At 48.4% G+C, this 17,268-nt stretch carries 12 protein-coding genes; 8 read left to right on the plus strand and 4 right to left on the minus strand.

Features of this window, described 5'->3' with window-relative positions:
- Positions 1-50: 50 nt before the first annotated feature.
- A complete protein-coding gene (locus VLX91_14405) occupies positions 51-1,040 on the plus strand; it encodes an aldo/keto reductase (protein HUI31399.1) in 990 nt (329 codons plus the stop codon).
- Between the two features lie 106 nt (positions 1,041-1,146).
- Entirely contained in the window at positions 1,147-2,133 is a 987-nt protein-coding gene (locus VLX91_14410) for an aldo/keto reductase (GenBank protein ID HUI31400.1), read from the plus strand.
- A 94-nt stretch (positions 2,134-2,227) separates the two neighbouring features.
- Here VLX91_14410 and VLX91_14415 read toward each other — a convergent pair whose 3' ends face one another.
- From VLX91_14415 to VLX91_14425, 3 genes are all read right to left on the minus strand, one after another.
- A complete protein-coding gene (locus VLX91_14415) occupies positions 2,228-3,514 on the minus strand; it encodes a hypothetical protein (protein HUI31401.1) in 1,287 nt (428 codons plus the stop codon).
- Positions 3,511-3,963 carry a hypothetical protein gene (locus VLX91_14420; GenBank protein ID HUI31402.1) on the minus strand — a complete coding sequence of 151 codons (453 nt, stop codon included), beginning with the start codon at positions 3,961-3,963 and terminating at the stop codon, positions 3,511-3,513. The genes VLX91_14415 and VLX91_14420 overlap by 4 nt, the downstream gene beginning before the upstream one ends.
- 241 nt (positions 3,964-4,204) lie before the next feature.
- Positions 4,205-4,765: a cytochrome c gene (locus tag VLX91_14425; protein HUI31403.1), complete on the minus strand. Its 561-nt coding sequence runs from the start codon at positions 4,763-4,765 to the stop codon at positions 4,205-4,207.
- A 232-nt stretch (positions 4,766-4,997) separates the two neighbouring features.
- Between VLX91_14425 and VLX91_14430 the strand changes: the two genes are divergently transcribed.
- From VLX91_14430 to VLX91_14455, 6 genes are all read left to right on the plus strand, one after another.
- On the plus strand, positions 4,998-7,082 hold the full coding sequence (locus VLX91_14430; protein ID HUI31404.1) for a hypothetical protein: 2,085 nt from the start codon (positions 4,998-5,000) through the stop codon (positions 7,080-7,082).
- A gap of 160 nt (positions 7,083-7,242) precedes the next feature.
- Positions 7,243-9,450 (plus strand): T9SS type A sorting domain-containing protein, encoded by a 2,208-nt coding sequence (locus tag VLX91_14435; protein ID HUI31405.1) that lies wholly within the window; start codon positions 7,243-7,245, stop codon positions 9,448-9,450.
- Positions 9,451-9,630: 180 nt separating this feature from the next.
- Positions 9,631-11,202: a hypothetical protein gene (locus VLX91_14440; GenBank protein HUI31406.1), complete on the plus strand. Its 1,572-nt coding sequence runs from the start codon at positions 9,631-9,633 to the stop codon at positions 11,200-11,202.
- Positions 11,203-14,100, plus strand: coding sequence for a TonB-dependent receptor (locus VLX91_14445; GenBank protein ID HUI31407.1), 2,898 nt, complete (start codon positions 11,203-11,205; stop codon positions 14,098-14,100).
- A complete protein-coding gene (locus VLX91_14450; protein ID HUI31408.1) occupies positions 14,100-15,158 on the plus strand; it encodes a PorV/PorQ family protein in 1,059 nt (352 codons plus the stop codon). Before VLX91_14445 ends, VLX91_14450 begins: the two co-directional genes overlap by 1 nt.
- Before the next feature lies 1 nt (position 15,159).
- On the plus strand, positions 15,160-16,308 hold the full coding sequence (locus VLX91_14455) for a hypothetical protein (protein HUI31409.1): 1,149 nt from the start codon (positions 15,160-15,162) through the stop codon (positions 16,306-16,308).
- A 50-nt stretch (positions 16,309-16,358) separates the two neighbouring features.
- Here the strand turns inward: VLX91_14455 and VLX91_14460 are convergent, their stop codons facing one another.
- Entirely contained in the window at positions 16,359-17,096 is a 738-nt protein-coding gene (locus VLX91_14460) for a DUF3784 domain-containing protein (protein HUI31410.1), read from the minus strand.
- Positions 17,097-17,268: the final 172 nt, after the last annotated feature.

The raw sequence follows: 17,268 nt of genomic DNA on the forward strand, positions 1-17,268 counted from the left end.
GACCAATGAATTTCTAAAAATATTCGGATAATATTTAAATAGAGGAGACAATGGAACAACGAGAACTTGGAAAATCGGGATTGAGGGTATCCGCGATCGGACTTGGATGTATGGGAATGTCGGAGTTTTACGGGCCCACGAACGATGAAGAATCAATCAAGACAATACATCGCGCGATAGATCTTGGAGTCACTTTCTTTGATACCGCTGACATGTACGGTCCGTTCACCAACGAAGAACTCGTCGGCAAGGCGCTGAGTCCTTACAGAAGCAAAGTGACCATCGCGACGAAATTTGGAAACGTGCGCGGTAAAAACGGTGAGCGCCTCGGCATAAGCGGAAAACCCGAATATGTGCGCCAAGCATGCGAGGCAAGCCTGAGGCGGCTCGGTATTGAAACAATCGATCTTTACTACCAGCATCGCGTCGACACTAGTACTCCAATCGAAGAAACGATCGGTGCCATGGTACAACTCATTGAGGAGGGCAAGGTGCGCTTTCTCGGAATGTCGGAGGCAGCACCACAGACGATTCGACGTGCAAACAAGGTCCACCGGATCACCGCACTTCAAACGGAGTATTCTCTCTGGACACGCGACGTCGAGTCGGAAATTCTGCCGTTGTGCCGCGAGCTTGGAATCGGATTCGTTCCGTACAGCCCTCTCGGAAGGGGATTTCTCACAGGCGCAATCAAGAGTCTCGACATTTTGGATGCAAGCGACTTTCGGCGACAGACCCATCCGCGATTTCAAGGAGACAATTTGAAAAAGAATCTCAACTTGGTTTCAAATGTAGAGGAAATGGCGAGGACGAAACACTGTACGCCCGCGCAGCTTGCACTCGCATGGGTACTGGCACAAGGAAAAGACGTGGTGCCGATTCCCGGTACGAAACGCGTAAGATATCTCGAAGAAAATGTCGGTGCGCTCAATGTAAAGTTGACGCAGGGCGATCTGGAGAGAATCAATGAAACTATTCCTCCCAACGCAGCCGCAGGCATGCGCTACTCTGAAGCGGGGATGCAAACAGTGAACAAATAACGTAAGAAGCATGATGTAAGAGGCAAGAACCTGGACGAAGTTAGTTTTCCGATTTCTGACTTCTTTTTTCTTACCTCCTGCACAGGCTTCAGATGGAGTTGATATCATGGAACATAGAAGACTTGGCAAGTCTGGATTGGATATTTCAGGTGTCGGTCTGGGCTGCATGGGGATGTCGCAGTCGTATGGCCCGGGGAACGACGAAGAATCAATAGCGACTCTATACCGCGCGGTGGAGCTCGGGATCACCCTATTCGACACTGCAGACGTCTACGGGCTCGGTGCAAATGAGATACTTGTCGGCAAGGCACTAAAACCTTATCGGAACAAAGTAAACATTGCAACCAAGTTCGGATTCATGCGCTCGAAAAATGGGATACTCACCGGAGTAAACGGAACGCCGGAATACGTCATGCAGGCATGTGAAGGGAGTTTGAAGCGGCTCGGTGTCGAAACGATCGATCTTTATTATGCTCATCGCGTCGATCCAAATACCCCGGTTGAAGAGACTGTCGGAGCCATGTCAAGACTTGTCGAAGAAGGGAAAGTTCGCTTCATCGGTTTATCGGAAGCCTCTGTGGACTCCATGAGGCGTGCAAACTCAGTTCACCCGATCACCGCTTTGCAAAGCGAGTATTCTCTTTGGACGCGGGACGTCGAAAAAGAAATCCTTCCTGTCTGCCGGGAGCTCGGAATCGGTTTTGTACCGTTCAGCCCGCTCGGACGCGGATTCCTGGGCGGTCAGATAAAAGACTCAAGCGGTTTTGTAGCAGGAGATTTCAGACTGGACAATCCACGATTCGAAGAAAGTAACTTGAAGCAGAACCTCATTTTCCTGAAGAAGGTCAAAGTCATTGCCGAGGAGAAGGGATGCACTCCGGCCCAACTTGCGCTCGCCTGGGTTCTCGCACAAGGAAAAGACATTGTTCCGATTCCCGGGACAAAACGGAGAAAATATTTGGAGGAGAATGCCGCCGCAATCGAATTGAAATTAACAAGCGGAGATCTGGCGCGCATAAACGAAGCCGCTCCGCTTGGGGTTGCTGCCGGGGACAGATATAATTCCGAGATGATGAAGGCCGTGAATAAATAATTTCCGAGAAATTTAATTCATAGAGAAAACAAGAAAGTCCCGTTCCGATTGGATTCGAAACGGGACTTTTTGTTTCTAATTAAGGCGTCAACTGCTATGCACGAGGATTCGGTTCACCAGCTTGTGGCTTCTTTCGACCTCGAATGACAATCACAATTATCACGATGAGAATTATGATAAATATTCCAGCATACAAAAACATGTGTGAAGGTTTCACCGCTGACTGCCACGACGCAAATTTCGTCTGCAATTGGTTCTCTTGATCTTTCGTGATGACGCCGCCATCGACAAGAGTTGGAAGCCACTGTGAGTTTATGCTTGGGTTCCAAACATCATCGGCAAAATGGTTTAGATTCTTGGCTTTCTCCTCGTTCGAAGACTTTGAGTCGTTGATTTGATCGTCGAAATACTTACTCAAATTCGCGACGAATTCATCGGCACTATGAAACGGCTGGACGGGAATTTGCTTGCTGGAGAATTCCCCGTTCAGATCTGTCCAAAGAGTAGAGTCTGTCTTTCTCCCCCATTGCGCGATCACCGTATCGATAGCGGCAATCTGCTTTGCCCGATCCTTCGAGCTGACGTAAACGTTGGCAAGCTTCGGGCCGAGTCCGTTCCAGTACGAACTGAACTGCCGCTGTTCCTTGACCATCCCGGCAAGATCCTTGCCGCTCAACTGTGTTGTCTCGAGAAATTTCAAATTCGCCTTCGCAGCTTCCATGATATTTGAAACGACATTGTGTCGCTCCATTTTCCCAACCAGTATTTTTTTCTCTTGATCGGGAAGCCCCTGGATATTTTTATCATACTGCATGAACATGCTGTCGACCATTGCAAAAATCGCTTCATCGCGCGCTCTTATGCTTTGACGGAGCGATGTGACAAGGTGGTTGAGAGAATCAATTGTTGTCGCGTTCTTTTCCAACGCTTTGGACATAACGTCAATAGACGCCAGCAACCTATCGTTTATGGTATCCATACTATCAACCGCCCTAGATAAGGAGCGAACCTGCTCCTCTAATTCGGTAATGCGTGCAACCGAGGATTCGATGATCCCGAGTTTATCCTGATTGAGACGCAGCTCAACCCGGGCTTCGCTTACTACATCGTCGTACTTGTCGGGATAAAGAGACTTATTTAATAGGGCAGTATCTGCAGCAAATTCTTTTTCAAGCTCGTCAATATTCGCGCTCACCTCCGCGCATTCTTGAACCGTCTTGACCTCCTTTATCGCTTCCCTGATGGCTTTGTATTTTTCCTGGAACGATTGTACAATGGCGTAGTCGGACTGCTCCTGTGCCATGGCGACAACGGAAAACGTCATGAAGGTTCCGATGACGCCGACCATCGTGGTACATAAACTTCGAGTAAGGTGATTCATTTCTTTGCCTCCTCTTGAATTCCATCTTTTGTCAGCATGATTGGCCTGTCTTTGCCGCTGAGCAGCTCGATATACGGCGCTCTCTGATTAAACGCGGGAGATGAAAGTCCATCCTTGGAAACCGCGATTGCTTTCTCAAGCGACAGGCTGCCGTCGTTCTGCGAAAACACATAGACATTTTTGAAGTGTGCCGCCGTGATGAAATAGAAGCCGCGCTCGTCCCGTATGAGCCGGATAGTATGATTGGCAACATCCGACGAATCTTTCGTCTCCTCATAAAACAACGGTTTGACGTTAAAAGATATACTGTACCGATCTTCCTGAACCATCCCGCGGGAGTTCACCTTCAATTCGCTCTCAATCGGCCAGGAGAAATCTGCCGGTTTAAGCGCCAGAGGTGAACAACCAGCAGCCAGAAATATAAGAAAGAATAAACCTACTGATTTCATGCTCGCTCCTTTTTGTCGTGGAAAACAATAAATAAAATTGAAAACCGAAGTATTTAGAATGTAGAAAAGGCATGTTTGTAATGCAAGCGAATCACGGAATTAAAATTATCAGGTTGACGGCGTGCACTCGACAGAAGTTCTTGTTAATGAAATATCGATGGTGTTATTTCTGCAAAATTTTGCCCGATCCATAATATTAATTAAGAGGGTGGGGAATGCCAAGTTGTTTCTGCCTTTAAACCTATTTTCTTCTATGAAAACCCATGTCTACGTCCTCCATGTCGCCGCCTTTGCCACTGGGAGCGGCCTTCATCATTGCCGCGTATTCTAGCGGGTTCATGTCTTTCATCTTTTCAAGAAATCCAACCATCGCCCATATCTTTTCGTCGGAATGCGTCGGCCCGAACGCCGGCATGCCCGTACTTCTTATTCCATTCTTGATCACCCAGAACAACTCTGCGGGCTGCAGCTCCTTTGCCGAGTGTGCGAGATTCGGTCCATGCGGATAGAGTCCCCTCCCGATTTCCGAACGTTCCACCCCGGGTGCACCATGGCATTCCACGCACATCTCATCATAATGGCGGAAGCCTTCCTGTATCATGGAACTGTCTGCCAACGGAGGCACTGCAATTCCTTTTGCATGATGCTCCACGGAATTATCGCTCGTCCTGCTGAAGATCCAGCGAATCACTTTAGGATCCGGTGAAGTTGCTGCGACATTATACAGGCCTGAGTGAACAAAGACAATAAGAATGGCTGATTCAATTACGAGAACGGAAATTATTATCCCCGCTGTTTTCATGGCTTCTCCGATTGTTTTTCCATACACAAGATCGCAATTAACGACTCAACGTTTGCACGCAAGTTTAAGTTTCCTTTCCGCTTCGACTTGCCGTCCGCAGATATGAAATGCTGATAAGGACTTTGTGAAGTTAACATTTGGTAACAATGGCTTAACGGAAGTTTCCTTGAAATTAGTTCTATAGTTGGTTAGTTTAAGAGCCGTAAAAGAGAGTAAACAAGTAGTGGTGTGAGTGGTTACTAAGTTATGTAGATTTTTTTTAATCATCTCATCTGTCGCAAGTTTTGCCATAGCTCAGGTTTCCGACAACAACAGTACGAGCATCGGAAATATCGGTTTAACTGTCACGAGTTTCGGTAAAATCGGCAATCAATTAGATCGGTCCTTCTGGCCGGATCAACCATCATGCGAGTTTCCCTTTTCTCCCGTCCGATCGAAGATAGAGCATCTTTTCAGCGGGGGACTCTGGATCGGCGGATATAGGAATGGCCAGGGACCTTTCGTCAGCACCGCGACCAGCGACTATTATTCCTATCCTTCCGAGTTTACACAGCCGATTGACAGTGGACTTACGGAGCGCAGCTCGCTCTTAGATTCACGCTACTATTCCCACAACGCAGTAAGCCACCAGGATTTTGTTGCAGATTTTACGGACTCCAATACGATCGATCCGAAAACGAACCAGGAGATCATCGGGAATGGCGGGCAGCCACACGTGCCGCTGAACGTCTCGGTGCACGAGGAGACTTACGCGTGGGCATATCCGATAGCGAATTTCTTCGTCGTTCTGAGTTACAAGATCACCAACACCGGGACTTACCCTATCGACTCCATGTTTGTGGGATTTGTGAACGATTTTGTCGTTCGAAACACAAACTACCGGCAACTCTCGGAAGGAAACGGTTTTTTCAGCGGCACAGGTCTCGGATATGTCGATTCCCTGAGGCTGGTTTACGCGTTCGATGCCGAACATAAAACGAGCGACTTGCCGACCGACAATTACGTTTCCATAAAGCTTCTCGGCGTCGATCCGTTAACCTCTGTGGTGAAATCCCAGCCGTCATATCTCGACTCGTTGAACAGTTACACCCATTTCAACGCCTGGCAATACAAAGCCTCCTCCGGCGATGCCAATCTCCTTTCGCCGGGCTCCGATGCCCTTCGTTTTGAGAAGATGGAAACCTCGCTGCCATCCGATTACTACACCAATTCCACTAACCCAAGTTACCTGGGTAGAGCGGGAAACAGGTACACGCTTCTCTCGGTCGGGCCTACGGAGCTCCAGCCGGACTCGTCGGTTACAGTTGCGTTTGCGATAGTATGCGCTCCGAAATTTGACACCGGCATCCCGACCGACTACCAGAACGACGTCGCCGCATGCAGATCCATATTGTACGGCAATGCGACGTGGGCGCAGCGAACTTACGACGGCGATGATAGAAACGGCAACGGCATTCTCGATCCAGGTGAGGACGTCTATGGCGACGGGAAAATTCACCGGTACATTTTCCCGAATATTCTTCCCCCGCCTCACGTGCACATAGAACCCGGCAACGCGCAGGCAACAATCTACTGGGACGACACGCCGGAAAATGTCATCGATCCACTTTTGAATCGGAAGAATTTCGAAGGCTACCGGCTTTACAAATCGAGAGCGGGCTATGATTTCCTTGGGATTCAGGATCCGTATGAAGAGATCGCTAATTTTGATCTGATAGATTCCGTAGGCTTCGATGCGGGAATGCCTGCAAAGATAAAAACACCCGCGCAATTTGCCGGGCAACTTGCCGATTCATGCTATAGATTTACCGTTCCGTTCCTCCTGAACGGCTGGCAATATATACTCGGAGTCGAAGCTTACGACAAGGGCAACCCGGTGGCCGGGACGCCGAGCCTGGCTTCCATTCGGGCAATAGGAAAAATTTTCCCGGGACCTGATGCGACTGCAGCTAACTCGCAAAGCGTGGGAGTTTTTCCGAATCCGTATTATACGAGAGCATACTGGGACGGAACGGGCGAACGTGAAAGAAAAATCTATTTTTATAATCTTCCCTCAAGATGCGAGATCAGAATATATACAATCGCCGGTGACATCGTGGCAACGCTCCAGCATGATGCGGCGACATACAACGGATCGGACATACAATGGTTCCAGCATTATGATTCAGACAACTTGCAGAAGATGCCAGGCGGTTTACACGCATGGGACTTGATCACAAGCGGGGATCAAGCGATCGCCACCGGACTCTATCTATTCACCGTGAAAAACCTGGACAACGGAGAAATAAAACGAGGAAAGTTCCTGGTAATAAAATAACTTACGGCAATCAACGTCTCTTACCCGGCATCAAATATTCTCGATGCCGAAGGGTGAACGTGCAGCGCCGAAAACAAGATCGAAGATAATGCCGAACGCATTGCTTCATCGCCGAGAGGTAGAAAAGAACATTTAACTACCAAAAACAACGGAGGAAAAAATGCAACGAAAATCTCTACTGCACATCCCTATAATGGGATTGATTCTATTACTTATTAGCGGACGTGTTTTCGCACAAGCGCCGGGTTATCCTGTCGTTCCGCTGGACAGTGTGAACTTCATTCCCGCAGATTCGCTAAAGATCGCCGACTCTCTCGGGACAACCGGCAGATCGAGCCTGACCAACTCAAAATACCTTGGCGACACAATAACGGTCAGCGGTATCGTCATCGCCGATCCTACCTTGATGGGGATGAGCCCCGCCAATACTTCGTTTTACGTTCAGAGTACAGACAGCGCAGAATGGGGAGGGATGAACATTTTCGGAGCATGGACCATTGCAAATCCCATTGGCATTGGTTCAGTCGATACGGGATACGTAATCCAACTGACGGGAGTTTTATCGAAATATACAGCATCTAGCATCTGCGGCAACTTTGAATTGGCGCCTATTGCCAACCAGACCATCGGAATTCAAAGCATAACTAACAGGCCATCACCTGTCGAGCTAAGTCTCAGCAATCTCGTTACGGGAGATCACTCCTCGGGAGGAAAAGTCAGCTTCGACATCGGCACGAAATATAAAGGTGCCTACGTGATAATCAGAAATGTCACGGTGAAAACACGGACCACATCGACATCATCAACTGGCAAACAGTGGACCGTTACTGTAGCCGATTCGCTAGGAAACACCATAAGTATCTATGACGCTTCAAAGTATTTCACCGCGCGGAATTTTGCAGCAAATCCCAATTACGGCCCACCTGCGATCGGTTCGAAGATTGCGTATATAAGGGGCATACTGGGTGCCTATTCAACGTACGGGTATGAGATCATTCCTCTTTATCCCGGCGACGAGGAGGTGGTCGGATTTGCTCCACTTATTACGGCCACCGGTTTCTCATCAAGGCGTTCGCCTGCATTGCCGTCACCGGATGACACGGTTGCTATCAGAGTTTCTGTGGTATCCACCGACACGGCACACCCCGCCGTCGACTCCGTCAGAGCATTTTTCTCGGTCAACGACAGCTCCTACATGCGCATGGTCATGACAGCAGATACCGGCAGCACTTACATCGCCAAGTTTCCACCAGAACCCAGCGGATCGCTGGTGAAATATTATTTTAAAGCCTGGTGCAACACGCTGGAATCGATTTCCCCCGACACGTCAAGAGCTCCGTTATTCTACTATGTGAAATCAGGTAGCCACAGTATCAAGGACATCCAGTACACTCCATTCAAAGACGCCTCCAGTAGTGTAATGGACTTGCCTATCACCGTGACGGGAATAATTCAAGCCGATACAAGCGATATTCCAGCGAAGATCGACCATAGGACTAATAATCCCAAGACTCCGTACGTTTTCATGCAAGATGCGGCGAGTGCGTGGAGCGGAATCGTGCTCTATGATAGCGTTGCCTACCAACTCCATAGAGGCGACAGTGTCTCAGTGTCGGGAACGGAGAATTATTATAATGCAGTGAATGAAATTGTAGTTGACTCCGTGAAAGTCCTCAAAAGCGGTGCACAGCCTTTTGCGCCGGTGAAATTGCAAACCAAGACATTTGGTGCCACCGTCCTGAGCGGTGACTCGACAGCTTCGAGATGGAAAGGCGTGCTCGTGGAGTTCGACAGTGTTCACATAACCAACAACGACCCCGATGCTCCCACCTACAGCATAACAACTCCGGCCGGAAGCTTCAGAGAATACATGATCAACGACGGATCCGGGGACTGCCGGGCCGCATCGGATGGCAGCAATACGTTCAGCCCTGACCCGCATGACACAACATGGGGTTACCACATCATGCCGAACGGTGCATATATAAGGAATATCATCGGAATCATGCGATATGCCAACAGCGAATACAAGATCGACCCGCGAGCGAACGCCGATTTTGTCGGAGAGGTTGACGCCGTGAAGCAGGAGGAATCACCTACTCCGTCTTCTTTCTCGCTTTCACAAAACTATCCGAATCCGTTCAATCCGACAACAACCATAAAATATTCGATCGCGAAGCCGGGCGACGCTTCCTTGAAGATATATAACATCCTCGGTCAAGAAGTTGCAACGCTCGTGAATTTGCATCAGGCTCCAGGCAACTACGTTGCGACCTTTGATGCATCTCGATTTGCAAGCGGAGTCTATTTCTACCGGTTGAATGCAGGAAGCTTCAGTCAGGTAAAGAAAATGTTGCTGTTGAAGTGAAAATATGCCCCTGGCCCCCTCTCTAAGAAAACAGAGAGGGGGCACCCGGGGAACAAATCGATCGAGATGGGCGTGCAATATTTTTGCGAGTGTGGAAAATCTGAGAGAGTCTCAGTTACTATGAGAAGTTTATACGTTTTGCTTTTTGTTCCAGTCTTTATGTTTTTGTTTTCCAGCTGTGTGAAACACTTCTCTTCGACAAGCATCGGCAATATCCCGCCGAAAACCTATGTCTCCGCATTTCCATACCGCGACTCGACGCAGTCCGTAAATTTCAATCCTCAACCGAGCAGTCTTGAAATACACTGGTGGGCAAATGATCCGGACGGTCTGGTCATCGGCTACGTAATAACTTTCAACAAGAAAATTTGGACATTCACTACTAAGACTGACAGCGTCTTCCACCTTCCGTTGTATCAAAAAGATACGGTCTACACCTTCACCGCGGCCGCGATCGACAACTCACTCAAGGAAAAATTAAGTGACGGCGATACTGTCGTATTCGCGAGTCTGGGAAATTCAGTCGATCCTGATCCACCGTCAATAAAATTTCCGATTGCAAATACGCCGCCGACAGTCATGTTTGTGATGAACGGCGGCCAATTCTCAACGAGAAGCGACATCCCCGACACCACTTTTACTGTCGCGTCATTCGGATGGCAAGGCAATGACATTGACGGCAATAATACAATAACAAATTATTATATCGCACTTAATGACACAGTGTCTCCATCGAGCTGGGTAGAACTTCCGCCGCAGGCCAGTTTTGTGACTCTCGAAGCTCGAGTATCCCAGAATTCGACAGACACTTCCACGGTTTCATGCGACGTTTATGCAAACACTTATGCTAACATGTCATATCAACCTTTGAGCACGCCGTTGCCAAATATGAAGCTGGGCGGGAACAACGTGTTCTATATCAAGGCAAAGGACGTCGCCGGTGCATACAGTCAAGTGGCGAGAATGCCGGATACCACCCACACCTGGTTTGTCAAGAAGCCGATCGGGAATCTCTTGATCGTGAATGACAACAGCTCTCAAGATCAATCATTGCCGTTCTACAAAAACATATTCGATAGTCTTGGCCTTAAAGGGAAATACGATGTGTGGGACATACGAGCAGGAATGACGCCCACAAGCCCGAGCAAGGGTAACCTGGTGCAGCCATACGTCGTTCCATCATTCCAGGAAACATTGAAGCTGTACAAGTATGTTTTCTGGTTTACATCCGATGAAAGAAATTTCGACATCGCTCAGATAGCTGTTAGAGGATTCAGGAGCAATGGCGGTAAAATATTTTTCAACTACTTTGCCGTCAATGATACGAATGCAGTGGATGCCGCGGGTTTGGAGTTGCATGATTTCACAGACGCTATCGATAGTATTTCATCGGATATTCTTCGGGGAGCAGGGTCTAACAGTCGTCCGATAACATCTAAGGGGACCGTCTGGCCCGGAACCTACGTTGTCGCAATTGATTCGACACAATACCCGAACTTGGTCAGCGACAACAATTTCTTCGTCGGAGAACTGCATGAAATCTATCCCGTGGTCGGCGCTAATGTTATATACCAAATGCAGCCTTTCGGCGCGGATAGCGCGCAACCTGTCGTGGGAGTGATGAGTGGAGACAAATCAGCCTTCGTCGTTGGTGTACCACTTTACCGTTTCAACGGGAATTCAACTACATCACCCAATACGAGAGCTTATCAGCTGATCTACAAAGTTTTTCACGACTTTGGAGCGTTCTAAATGAGAAATCAGAAGCAAGAATTGAGAAGCAAAAAGGAAACGACAAGCGAGAAAACAGGACTCTGGCTTCTGGCTTCTTGTCTCTTGCTTCTTTTTTCAGACTCATTCGCCCAGCAGCGCGGAAGCATAGAGGGCAAAGTCACCGATTCCGCCACCGATGAAGGACTCGTAGGGGTTAACGTCCTCATTGAAGGAACTTATTATGGTGCATCGACGGATATCGACGGGAAATTTGAAATCAAGAACGTCACCGCAGGACAATATACTTTAGTCTTCCGGCTTTTAGGTTACAAGGAGGTCCAACATACAGGAGTGGTTGTCAAAGACGGTGAGCCCACGGTGGTCAATACAAAATTGGAGGAGACTGCTCTATCTCTCGGACAGGAGGTCGTGGTTGTGGGCCAGAAACCCCTGATGGATCCGGCCGAGACTCAGAGCACAAGGACAATTTCCAGCCAGGATATAAAAGTTTCTGCCGTACAGGACGTAAAGGATGTTGTTTCGCAGCAAGTCGGAGTCGTCGCGGCGGACAATGAGATTCATATTCGAGGCGGGAGATCGTACGAAAATGCTTACCTGCTTAACGGTATCAACATCCAGGATCCGCTTGCGGGCACAGGCTTCGGTCTGCAATTAAGCTCGAACTCGATCGAGCAGATGGAGATCATCACCGGCGGCTATAACGCAGAATACGGCCAGGCGACGAGCGGAATCGTAAACGTGAAGACAAAAGAAGGCGGCGACAAGTACAATCTTTTCTTCCAATATAAGACCGATAACTGGGGAGCCGACAAAAATTCTCCATCCGATTTCAATTCGGATGATTACCAGGCCAATATCGGCGGCCCTGAACCGATAACGAAATATCTGCTTCCGGCGCTGGGCATCAATATTCCGGGGGAAATTACTCTGTTCGGGAGCTTTGCAGCTGCATTCTCCGACGGTCAGATTCTTTGGGGACAACGATACCAGAACGGGCAAGTAGTCACCTTCAAAATCGACCCGCCCTCCCGTCTCAACTCCTCGATTTTCTATGGGACAAGGTTTGCCCCTAAACTCTCGAACGAGTGGTACGGGCTCGGGACAATTACATACAAGCCGAGCCAGACATTTAAGATCACATACTCATACAATGGCAACGTAAGCATAAATGAGAATACCCAGGAACTTCAAACTACACTGGAATATACGGAGCCGACACCTGGTTACCAGTATCAATTCCAGAACATACTCGGCAATGCGGATGTCTACACCCACGTCAGCACCGTACAATCTATCGACATAACCCAAACGCTCAGTTCAAACGCCTTCTACGATTTGAAGTTCGCTCATTTCTTTACTCACCTCCGTGCCGACGCGAACGGATTGCCGGACTCACTATACCAGCAGCCGGTCGATGTTGTCACGCTGCCGCCGCAATATTATAACACAAATCGCGATACGATCGGAATTATTCCGGGCGACGGGTTCTACGATTATGGCAATGCAGATACGTGGCACGACCACTTCTTTGCAAACAACGAAGTGAAGTTCGATCTCACGGATTTTTTCAGCGAGCAAAATAAGTTCAAAGCCGGCTTCGATATGAATTTCGAAGAAATGCAACTCGTCGACATTTACGAACCGTGGGTCGGCGTCATGGGATTGAACAACGATGTTTATCAGGTCTACCCGGCCGCAGGTTCGGCCTACGGCCAGGAAACCATCACCACGAATGGAATGATTTTGAATCTCGGTTTGCGTTTCGATTACTGGTTCCCGGGAAAATATGTTGACGACGCCGTGAAGAATCCGCAGGTAATCACCATACCGCAGGCGATCCGCGACCAGTATTACCAGGACACATACAACTTTCTCGGCAGACGATGGAAAGGACGGATCAGCCCCCGTCTCGGAATCTCACATCCGGTCTCCGACAACCAAACTCTTTTCCTCAACTATGGACATTTTTCGAAATGGCCTCGACCACAGTTCGTATACGCAAAGTTGGAGCCAAGCACCGCGATGTCAACATATCAGGCATTTGGAAATCCGAATCTGAATCCCGAAACGACCGTCAGCTATGAGCTCGGGCTTCGCAACCAGTTCACTAGCGATGACGTCCTGACGCTTACTGCCTACTACAAAGATATTTTCGATTATGTTCAGACCAAGCAAGCGCAGGTTAGTTCCGCATCGCTTATCGGACAGAATTTTATAACATATGTCAACTCCGATTTCACACGTTCACGAGGAATCGAGGTTGAATACAGGAAGCGAATCGGGAATTGGTTTAACGGTACACTGAGTGGCTCATATTCAGTCGCAACAGGGAAATCAAGCTCTGAACAGGAAGGTATCCTTGCGGTCCAAGGCCTGATTAGCGAGGCAATTAACGAAACTTACATGTCGTGGGACCGCCCGCTTCAACTCTCCGCGAATCTTTCTGTCTACAACGAAAAACAAAACGGGCTTTGGGGATTTGGGAAGGGCATTCTCGATGACTTTGAAACGTACGTTCGAATTTTCTTCGAAAGCGGAAAAAGATATACGCCTTACTACTCCACTGGAACATATGCGGCAAATGGGGAACCGCTTTACGCCGTAAATACGCAAAATCCATACAGCAAAGTCGGCGCGAATTGGTTCTACGTCGATCTCAATTTCGAAAAATATTTTACTCTGGGCGGTGTGGATATGACTTTCATGATCGAAGTGAAAAATCTGTTCAACGATCTTAACTCCGATATTATCAATCCTGTCACCGGACGAGCCTACCAGCTCGGTGACCCTGTACCACCATCGTGGAATGATCCACGATACCCCGACCTTACGGCGCCGATCGATCCGTACCCGCTCGACCAATCGCGATATTTGCCGCCGAGAAATATCAGGATCGGCATCTCGGTGAAACTGTGATGGAGAGACATAACGTGGAGTTTGCGAACCCTGGACACGAGGTCAGAAGTCAGAAATTAGAAGCCGGAATCCGGGCCGCTTTGCTTCTTGTCCCTTGCTTCTATCTTCTGCTTTTTAATGCCGCTCCTTCGAAAGCCCAGCTTATTCCTGTTCTTGGTGCGCAGAGAGTCGGCATAACTGCTCTGGACTTCTTGAAAATCGGAATCGGAGCACGCGCGAATGCAATGGCCGAGAGCTTCGCCGCAGTTGACGACGATGCGTACGCGCTTTTCTATAACCCGGCAGGAATTACGGAATTCGACAAAACGGAAATTGCATTTTCGCATTCAACCTGGTTTGTTGGTTTACAGCACGACTTTATCGGCGGCGTGTACCATCTCGATTCACAAAACAGTTTCGGGGTTTCCATAATCTCTCTCCAATCGGACGACATGCTGGTCACGACTGAGTTCCAGCCGACCGGCACAGGGGCGTACTTCAGGTATGGCGATCTTGCACTCGCAGCTACCTACGCACGCAAGATGACGGACAAATTCAGTTTTGGCGTAAGCGTGAAATTCGTCGACGAGACTCTTGCCGAACTGAGCATGCGCGGCGTGCTCATCGACCTCGGGACCTTTTATTGGACGGGACTCGGGACGACAAGATTCGCTGTTTCGGTGAGCAACTTCGGCGGCCAGCTCACTCCTTCAGGATCGGTACAGCTTGTGGATGGAACAACCGTCTCGAGTTTTCAGAGTTTCTCTCCACCGACATTTTTCAGAATCGGATTCGCATTCGAGCCGTATCAGGATGAAACTAACAAACTGACAACATCGGCGCAGTTGAATCATCCCGGGGATAATTCCGAAAACATAGCACTCGGCGCCGAGTATTCTTATGATTCGTCATTTTTCCTCAGAGCCGGCTACAAGATCAACGTTGACGAGCAAAATTATTCGCTCGGTGCCGGAGTGAAAATAGATGCGAGATTCGCTCTCGTGTATTTCGACTATGCGTTCACTCCCTATCAGCGTCTCGGAGATGTTCACCGGTTTTCATTAAATTTGAGATTTTGAAATGAAATCTGCATCATACATGATCGGTTTTTCACTCCTGCTGTTTTGGTTGTCGGGATGCAACGAAAAATCCAACGTTGTAAATATCTCGACGCTTCCAAAAGCAACCGGGCAAGTTGTGATGGACACGAATTATATCCAGATACAGCCTGCATGGAAAGGGATAGAGTTCAGCAACCCGAAAAACATAAAAATCGGTTATGATTACATTTTATATGTGACGGAACCGGACAACGACAGAATCATCATGGTCGATCTCGCAGGAACTGTCCTGGGCCATTCTCAGTATGTCAAACGGCCAGTTGCTATCACGGAAGACAGAAGATTTAATTTGATAATCGCATGTGAATATGACACGACCGTCGGCGGAACGACTGTTACCGTCGCAGCAATCGCGAAAATCAGGCTCTTCAATTATGATCACAACATATCGGCAGCTCCGGTCGAAATCGTGTACCATGAAAGCCCACAGGAGCACATAACTCGCGATGGATCAGGCAACCTAATTACTGGAAGAGAATTCACCGGCGTCGCGGTCTTAGCGGACAACGACTATTACATCACGCGATCCGGCAACAACAACACGAGTCCCGTCGACCCTGATAATATGATCTTGCATCTGGACAAAAACGACAATCCATACCCGGGCGACTACATCCAATTCGTTCCAAGTCTCGATCCAACCGGCACTGGTTACAAATCGATAGTTATGCTGAGCGGAATTACCACGTTTAATTCCAGGCAGTACGGCACCGATTTCATCACAACTCAGACGGATCCGAACAAGTCCTACTTCAAGGTCGTTTGGTTCACGTACAGCCAGGGAAGCGAGCTAAGCGCACCGAGCTGGAATTCGAGATTCAGTCTCGATCCGACAAATTTGCCGGACATACTTTCAAACATCTTCGTGACGCCTCAAGCCGTCATGGTCGATGACCGGAGCAACATTTATGTGATCGACGGTTCGTTAGACAGCTTGATGAAGTTCGACCTGAACGGCAAGCTGCTCCATGAATCATTCGGCCCATCGAAATCCGGGAATGCTCTTCTACATCCGTCAGGCATAACGTATTTCAACAAGATCGTTTACATCAGCGACACCGGCCACAATAGGATCTTGAGATACGAGCTTTCGACAGATCTGAAATAGCGCTTAATCGCGGCACTTCCGAGAAGCAGGCAGCAACGTCAAGGAAACATTCATTCCGCTTCCCAATATTGTTTCATTTTTTCGTATACCGCTTTCGTTGCCGTGCTATCCTTGAAGTTCAAAATCACGAAACTGTCCTTGAGTTTTATTTCTATGAAAAGCGGAGTGTTCACATTAACATACAATTTTCCCTCTCCAAGTCCATCAAGTCTGAAATTTCCCTTTAAAACGTTGGCAAAGTCGAAACCGTTTGTCTTAGTCTGAATCTTCGGCAATTCTCTAATCATAGAAACTTTAGCCGCTCCATCCATGTCCAGACTCGCTCCGTAGAGCCCTCCGATCTCCATCTTGTCCTTATCCACATCGACGCTTTGTTCGATGCTGCCGTAGATCAGCATGCCGCCTATGATCACTAAAGCGGCGACAATAATTCCGAGTATAACTTTCGCGCTTGTTTTCCTTTTCCCGGAAGGCAAGATACTGCGATTATACTTCTGTGTGCGAATGAGCATAAATGCGACCAAGAAAAATAAGAACGCGATCGAAAAAACCAGCCCGTAAAATATGTGAAAATGGTTAAAGATTCCCGCGACCAAAAGCGTCCCGGCTATCACGAAGAAGAAGTTTCCGATGAAATTTCCCAATCCTGTGGTATCGACCGTGCCATCATGCACCTGTTCCATGGTACCTGGTGTAAGCCAGTTGTATCGTTTGGACCTTATGAGAATGCCACTCACGACGAATAGAAGAACGATGATAGACATCAAGACATTTACTGCTACATACATTTGGAGGACCTCCCTGACTTAGTTAAAGAGTACTTTCTTAACGGTTTTGCGCCTGACCGGGGCATCAGCCCTTTTGAAGCTGAACCCTGGAATCGGTTTTCTGCTAGCTCTCCTGCTCACGAGGCTGAAGTTTAAATCCTTTCTTCCTGCTTTTGGCAGGAGAAAACAAGGC

The sequence above is a fragment of the Candidatus Acidiferrales bacterium genome (genome assembly GCA_035515795.1).
Taxonomy (GTDB): Bacteria; Bacteroidota; Ignavibacteria; order Kryptoniales; family JAKASW01; genus JAKASW01.